The organism is Nonomuraea sp. B19D2, from assembly GCF_040137845.1.
GTDB lineage: Bacteria > Actinomycetota > Actinomycetes > Streptosporangiales > Streptosporangiaceae > Nonomuraea.
The window spans coordinates 1-5,782 of the sequence record NZ_JBEFAK010000111.1; the positions used below are offsets into that span (position 1 = coordinate 1).

The window sequence follows — 5,782 nt, forward strand, 5'->3', positions numbered from 1 at the left end:
GCGGCCCGGTACCGCGCTGGAGGTCATGGCTGGTCATGGTCACTGCGGTGGATACCCGTTCTCGCCCTACTCGTGTCAGTTAAGGAATTTTAGTCCCATCTGTCTCACTTGAGCTTGGCACAGAGGGTGGGCGCATGCGGCAGCGCGTTCGTCCTTGCAGAGGGTGGCCATCACCAGGGCTTGTTCGGCCAGCCGGGTCGCCTCTGCGCTTTCGCCGACCAGCCAGCGAGCGCTGGCGGACCAGGCAAGCAACATCGCCCGGTCGGAGGAGCGAGAAGAGGGCGAAGGAAAGTGGGTGAGGGTGGGCGATGGAGGAGACGAGAGGGAGGGAGTCGACGTGGGCAAGGGAAACGCTGAACTGTCAAAGCCGCTAGCCAGCTCAAAAGCCGACAACGCCGCCTTATAGTCCCCCCGCTGGTAATAAATCATCCCCATCCGCCAAGCCACCGCAGGGTCAGTGGCATCGGCATGGCGGAGGCACTCCAACGCGCCGGCCCAATCCCCCTGAACCTGGCGAGCCTGCCCCTCGGCCAGATCCACGGCACACGTCCGCGACTCCTCTGGAACGGCAACGCAAGCCCGAACAAGCTCAGCCGCGTGCCCCTCGGCAAGCAGCGATGCATGCCACCTTTCGATCATCCCCACCCGATGGCCGGGATCCTCACAAACCGCCAGCGCCTCCCGGACAAACCCCTGCGACTCATACCAATGGGCCGCCACCGACACCCGGCCGACATCATCCATGAACTCCCGGACCAAGGTCGACACCACATAACCTTGATCGCAGGGCGTGATCAAGATGTGCTGAGCGGCCAGAGCGCGGAGCTCCTCGCGGGAGATAGCGACCCCCATCGCCTGGCACAGCTCGTAAGTGAACCAAGGCAGCCGAGCGGTCGCGCGAAGGAATTCCTCATGCTCATCCTTCACCACCTCCTCGACCAGGTAGTCGAACAGCGGCGTGGCAGCGATCCGCTTGGCACGGTCCGATAAGGGCAAGCCGCTCAGCCAGCTCAGCGTGAGCCGTACGGCAACCGGCCACCCCTTGGTGAGCTCGTGAACCTCCTCCGCCAGGTCATCCGACCCCAGAACGATCGAGGAGAGCGAGCGAGTCTCGGCAGGTGTGAAGGCCAGTTGTTCCGCCGATACCTGGAAGACGTGCCCCAGGCCGCGCAGGCGTTGGATCGGGAAGGGTACGGCGGAGCGTGAGATCAACACCAGGTGAAGGTCGTCGCCGCCGTGGTGACAGAGCTCTTCGAGCAGGCGCGCCCCAGGGGTGCCCGGCTCGATCCGCTCCACCTCGTCGATGACGAGGATGGTCGGCCGGGAGACGGCGGCGGCCAGCTCGGCGGCGAGTCCGGCGGAGCGGATCCACCCAGCCGGCGCGCCCAGGGATTGGCAGATCTCTTCGACGAAGGTGGCGTCGTCAGCCCATGCCACCCACGCCATTGGATGATCAGGCCTGGCTCGCGTCCAGCCGCGTACGGCCGAGGTTTTGCCGCCACCTGGGCCGGCGGTCACCACGGTGAGCCGGTGTCGCAGGATCTGATCGAAAAGGCCGGCGAGTTGCGCTCGTGGCAGCAGAGGCTCGGTTGCCCTCACAGCGAAAAGTATCCGACGAGCTGGACTTTAAGGCAACTAAAAGATCCATTTTTAACGTTGTCCTCAGTCCCGAACAACGAGGAGAAAATCGTGAGATTAATCCCAGCTCTGCTCGCGGCGAGCGCCGGCGCCCTCCTGCTCACCGCCCCAGCCACCGCCACGACGAAGGCCATGACGGAGCCCACAGCGGAGGAACTGAGGGCGGCGCCGATCGCCGAAGAGGCCGAGGTCGAGGTCAAGCTCGCGCTGCTCCGCTACAGCAACGGGCTGAGCGTGGAGTTCAACGACAGCCAGCCCTCCGGCGACGTGGGCATCGTCCAGACCGCCTACGTCGGCCGCGCCAGCCTGTTCGCCCGTGACCGTGGCGACAGCTTTCTGGAGACCTATCTGAAGATCACCCCGGTCTCTGTCGCGGTCCCGCAGCGGCTTGTGGAAGCCCATGGCACCGAGCCCCTGCCGGTTGAGCTGCAGCGCCGGACGGTCACCAAGGAACTGGTGGAGGTCGACGGCCTCGCCACACCCGCGGTCCCGACCATGTCCGGCGCGGTCAACTGCAACAAGACCTACTACCCCTGGTACCACTGGCGTGACGTGGGCCACCCCGGCATGCTGCCCAGGGACGCCTACTCCTCCAGCTACGGCGGCAGGTACGTGAAGGCCGACAGTTGGCTCATCAATTGTCTTTCGGCCGGCAACCCGCCCCAGATCGCCGCTCGCCATCAGTTCTTCTACTTCAACAACTTCCTGAGCAAGTGGGTGGAGCAGAGCGACACCTTGGTGTATCCGGGGCAGGAGCAGCACATCGAAAAGGGCATCGCCAACCGCTACCGCAGGATCCGCCAGAGCGACAGCTGGGGCTCCGACCCTGACTGCACCCACTGCACGTACACGCGTGAGGGCCGCTTCCACGACTAAGAGGGCGTCCGAAGAGCGAAGTTTGTGGTTGATTGCCAGTTACGCGTATCGCCAGGCTGGGATGGATGCGTGCGGGCCAACGGGCGAGGAAGACGACGCGCCTGGCCCCGGTACGGCCCCGGGCGCGCACCAGCCGGTGATGGAAGCGTCGGGTCCGCTCCGCCAAATCCGCCCGTTCGCGAGAGGTCAGGGCCACCTCGCCGTCGATGCCTGCCGTCTTGCGGCCAGCGTTGCCCTGCGTGACCTGCCGCACGCTGATCAGCGTGTTGCCCCGGCTCCGCAGCATCAGCCCTTGCAGGTTGCGGACCTTCTTCAGGTCCCCGCCCATCGTCGCCTTGAAGATCCTCTGCCTCAGTCGCCGTACGTGGTCCTCGCGGGTGCGCCACTTGATGGCGTCCCGGTCGTGACGAGCACCGCGCAGGGAAAACCCGGACGTATCGGTACATAGCAGCCCGCACCCCTCACCGGGCGCACAGCACGGCACAGTGACCGGTCGCGCAAGAGCCCCTGGCAGCCAGACAGCCTCGCCACGGGCATGGCATGCCGCCGTTATCTCGGGTGACTGTGGTTGCACGCGATCCGTACCACCCGTCCGAGCGGGCGGTGGCGGAACGTCAGATGCTCCTGCCGCGGTCCTGGCGGGGCATCAGCATCAGCCCGATCGGCTCACCCGGCTCCAGCATCATCACCGGCCGGGGCGGGACTTTCCGAGCGCGCCGTGTCCGCATCCGGACAACAGGCAGCGACAACTTTGTGTGATTGACAGGCGTCCAACTGTTACGACGCTCGCGAAGCACCCGAAGGGGAATCCGAATGGCGAACATCGGACGTCGCGCAGCATTGCGGCTGGCCGCAGGGGCATCGCTTGCCACGCTTGGCGGGCTTGCCGTCACCGCGCAACCCGCCCACGCGGCTCAACACCTGTGGGGCACCTGCACCAGGTGCCGCATCCTGTGGTTCACCGGGAACGGCACCCGGGGCAGCTGCCCGGCGGGCGACATCTTCGACGGCGGACACCACTTCCTCGGGATCGACTGGATGGTGAAGACCATCGAAGACGGCGGAGCCGGGCAATCCGGCTGGCGGTGGTGTGGGCGGTGCCAGGTGCTCTGGTTCTTCGGCAACAGCACCTTCGGCGCATGCCCCGCCCCTCGGGATGGACAACCAGGCACAGGCCATTGGACGATCGGCGCGAACGCAACCTCGGCGCACTACGTCCTGGAGGACATCACCAACAGAGACCGGCCCGGCGGCTTCTCCGGCTGGCGCTTTTGTGTCAAGTGCAACGGACTCTGGGACGCCGTCAGCAACAGCTTGTACACCGGCAACGTCTGCCCGAGCGACCACCAGCCGCACAGCCTCTGGGGGAGCGGCAACTACGTCCTGCGCCGCTTCGGCAGCACACGATGACCCGCGTCGTTGAACCACCGTGAGCAATCGAGGCAGGGCGCCCGGGTCCGACCCATCGGCTGCTGGAGGACGTCGTCCGAAAGCTGGAAAAGTCAAGGCGTAGAACTTCCTGGTTGGAGGTGATACGACCCACTCATCCCTGTGTGCTGAACTATCGGAGGCAACGTGACGCCTGAGAACGCGTTACGCGCGTTGGCTGACGGCTTCGACGGCGAGGTGATCCGGCCCGAGGACGCCGGTTACGACTCGGCCCGCCGCGTTTGGAACCAACTGATCGACCGCAAACCCGCTGCCATCGCACGCTGCCGAACCCGGAACGATGCCGTCTCGGCACTGGCGGTCGCGCGTGACACCGGCCTCGAGCTCGCCGTGCGCGGCGGCGGGCACAGCTTCCCCGGCTTCTCGACGACGGAGGGCGGCCTGGTCCTGGACCTGGGCCCGATGAAGCAGATCGTCGTCGACGTGGAGCGGCGGACGGCCAACGTCGGCCCCGGTGTGCGGTGGGGTGAGCTCACCGCGGCTGCCGCACGGCACGGCCTCGCGCCGGTCGGCGGGCACGTCGCCGACGTGGGCGTCGCCGGGCTGACGCTCGGAGGGGGCAACGGGTGGTTCGCGCGGGTCTTCGGGCTCGCCTGCGACAACCTCGTCGCGGCCGACGTACTGACCGCTTCGGGGAAGATCGTCCGCGCGAGCGCCGAGGAGAATCAGGACCTCTACTGGGGCCTGCGGGGCGGCGGCGGCAATCTCGGGATCGTCCTCGAGTTCACCCTGCGCCTGCACCCGGTCGACCGGCTGCTCGGCGGGATGGTCCTGCACCGGTTGGAGGACGCCGCCGAGGTGCTGCGCTTCCTCGCCGGGTACGGCCAGAGCGCCCCCGACGAGGTCAATGTGGCATCGGCGATCCTCGCCGGTCCGCCGGCGCCCTTCGTTCCTCAGGAACTGCACGGAAAGCCGGTGCTCGCGCTGGCGATGTGTTACGTCGGGCCCCTCGCCGATGGGGAGCGCGAGCTCGCGCCGGTGCGCGGGTTCGGCAGGCCGTTCGCCGACCTGGTCGAACCGACGACGTTCGAGACACTGCAGCACAACTTCGACCCGCAGGGCCGGCCCACGCCTTATCACATGCGCTCTCACCTGGGCGGTGCGATAACCGAGGAGCTCATCGCGGCAATGATCGAGCACGGCGGCGGGCTGAGTTCGCCGGACAACGGTGTGCTTCTGCTGCCGATGGGTGGCGCGGTGGCGCGAGTCGCGGCCGACGCCACCGCCTTCCGGCACCGGGAGGCGTCCTACTGCATGGAGATCGGGGCGGCCTGGCCGGCGGACGACGAGAACCCGCAGAGGCACATCGAGTGGGCTGACCGCTTGTGGGCGGAGACACGGTCATGGGCCATCGGGGTGGAGGTCAACCACCTCGCCGACGAGGGTTCTGAGGGGGTTCGCCGGGCCTACGGCGAGAACTACCAGCGGCTCGCCCAGATCAAGCAAAGCTGGGATCCCGACAACCTTTTCCGGCTCAACCAGAACGTTCCGCCCGCCACTGCCGACGATCCTGGCCCGCGATGAACATCCGGTGTATCGCCGTCAGCCAACCATGTTCACGGCGGCCGCCTGACGTACGGTCTCGGGGGCCGCCGAAGCGTTCGCCCGATGCTGACTGATCCGGTGACGGACCGCGACGCGCGTCGTGTCCCAGGCGCTCACGGCCGGGAAACACCGTGGTAGTGCGGCAGGTCGAGCGGCGGCACCGGGAAGCCGCCGGCCGTCGGCTCTTCGGACAGTTCCTCGAACTCGGCCTCGACCTGAGCCTTCCTGGCCTCCTTGCGCCGCTGGTTGACGGTGTCGAACCGCATCCAGATGG

General features: G+C 67.0%; 4 protein-coding genes and 1 pseudogene. 3 read left to right on the top strand and 2 right to left on the bottom strand.

The annotated features are described in order from the left end of the window. Nucleotides 1-75: 75 nt before the first annotated feature. Nucleotides 76-1,599 carry a tetratricopeptide repeat protein gene (locus tag ABN273_RS58760; protein WP_349458505.1) on the bottom strand — a complete coding sequence of 508 codons (1,524 nt, stop codon included), beginning with the start codon at nucleotides 1,597-1,599 and terminating at the stop codon, nucleotides 76-78. Nucleotides 1,600-1,689: 90 nt separating this feature from the next. Here ABN273_RS58760 and ABN273_RS58765 point away from each other — a divergent pair, with 90 nt between their 5' ends. After that, nucleotides 1,690-2,514 (top strand): hypothetical protein, encoded by an 825-nt coding sequence (locus ABN273_RS58765; protein WP_349458506.1) that lies wholly within the window; start codon nucleotides 1,690-1,692, stop codon nucleotides 2,512-2,514. A gap of 169 nt (nucleotides 2,515-2,683) precedes the next feature. Here ABN273_RS58765 and ABN273_RS60220 read toward each other — a convergent pair. Further along, nucleotides 2,684-3,088: pseudogene (locus ABN273_RS60220) on the bottom strand (reverse transcriptase N-terminal domain-containing protein); the annotation flags it as partial. Nucleotides 3,089-3,327: 239 nt separating this feature from the next. Here ABN273_RS60220 and ABN273_RS58770 point away from each other — a divergent pair. Then, nucleotides 3,328-3,924 (top strand): hypothetical protein, encoded by a 597-nt coding sequence (locus ABN273_RS58770; protein ID WP_349458507.1) that lies wholly within the window; start codon nucleotides 3,328-3,330, stop codon nucleotides 3,922-3,924. 165 nt (nucleotides 3,925-4,089) lie between these two features. Further along, nucleotides 4,090-5,487, top strand: coding sequence for an FAD-binding oxidoreductase (locus ABN273_RS58775; RefSeq protein ID WP_349458508.1), 1,398 nt, complete (start codon nucleotides 4,090-4,092; stop codon nucleotides 5,485-5,487). The last annotated feature ends 295 nt before the right edge of the window (nucleotides 5,488-5,782 follow it).